This is a genomic window from Pseudomonas sp. GM78 (assembly GCF_000282475.1).
Classification (GTDB): Bacteria; Pseudomonadota; Gammaproteobacteria; order Pseudomonadales; family Pseudomonadaceae; genus Aquipseudomonas.
Window position 1 is genome coordinate 1 of record NZ_AKJF01000051.1, and the last position, 1,098, is coordinate 1,098.

General features: G+C 50.9%; 1 protein-coding gene and 1 pseudogene. Both read right to left on the bottom strand.

What is annotated here, in order from left to right:
• Positions 1–271 (bottom strand): annotated as a pseudogene (locus PMI35_RS35185) (RHS repeat-associated core domain-containing protein); the annotation flags it as partial.
• A 25-nt stretch (positions 272–296) separates the two neighbouring features.
• The gene (locus tag PMI35_RS35190) at positions 297–1,058 is read right to left on the bottom strand and encodes an RHS repeat-associated core domain-containing protein (protein WP_443217046.1); all 762 of its coding nucleotides are present in this window, start codon (positions 1,056–1,058) and stop codon (positions 297–299) included.
• Positions 1,059–1,098 lie beyond the last annotated feature (40 nt).

The window sequence follows — 1,098 nt, forward strand, 5'->3', positions numbered from 1 at the left end:
AAATAAATCTGTCCCCTTTTCCGTCCCTTTTCCGTCCCCTTTTCCCTATTATCCGGACTACTAAAGCGCGTCAACACCGGATTAAACGCCCTATACCCATTCCCCGGCAAATTACATCCCGTCACCGGGTCCGGCCGCTCGCCGTTAAACCCGAGCAGGCTGAGTAGCCCGCTTTCCACAGAGTGGTGGCAATAGGCGAATAAGCGATGGGTAGCGGGGGATGATTGGCCTTGACCGTCTGCAGCACCGAACGCTGCTGATCGGTGGCCAGCAGCGCGGTATCAGGTGCATCACCCTCAGTTCGGTCGAGACCTTATTGAGTTAACTAGACTTTGAAATTGAGTGAATCTCTCGTTGAGAGCATCCATGATCATGTAGAGCATTTCTAATTCATTGACCGCTTGTTCGAGTGGGCTTGCGCGATTTTGCATATGGTTTCTGGAATATATGGTCGTTCGCGGATTCTCGAGATTCGTCCTCAGTGTGGGAACTACGTTCCTGGCCCTTTGCGAGCTCGCTACCCTCTCATTTAAGGTATCGTAAAGCCTTTGATCTGCCGCTGAGCGGATATTGGGACGCTTCAAGGAATCTCCCGCGACTCGTCCCGTGGATGACGAGGCCATTTCTTTTGTCGCCGGGTTTTGGCTATTTAATTGCACATTTTTGGTAGCGTTGCGTTTTACCCGATTTCGGGTGTTTAGGGTTCCGCGTGTTAAGTTGTTATCTATTGCGTTATCAACAAATTCCTGTATTGCGATACCTGTTGATCTTGGTCGTATCTCAAATAAATTCAAGCTTGGAGCCAATCTCACGTGACCCGTTGGGTCTGCGAAATTCACCGGATCTCCAGAGCAATACATATAGGTGTTCGGGCCTCCCTCCCCAAACGGACTCGAACTGTCCGGACTATTAAATCGCATCAACACCGGATTAAACGCCCGATACCCATTCCCCAACAAATAATGCCCAGTCACCGGATCCGGCCGTTCGCCGTTAAAACCTAGAAGGCTTAGTAACCCGCTTTCAGCAGAGCGGTGACCATAGGGCGAATAGGCGATGGGCTGCGGTAGATGATTGGTAAGCGCTCCATGAACCCCA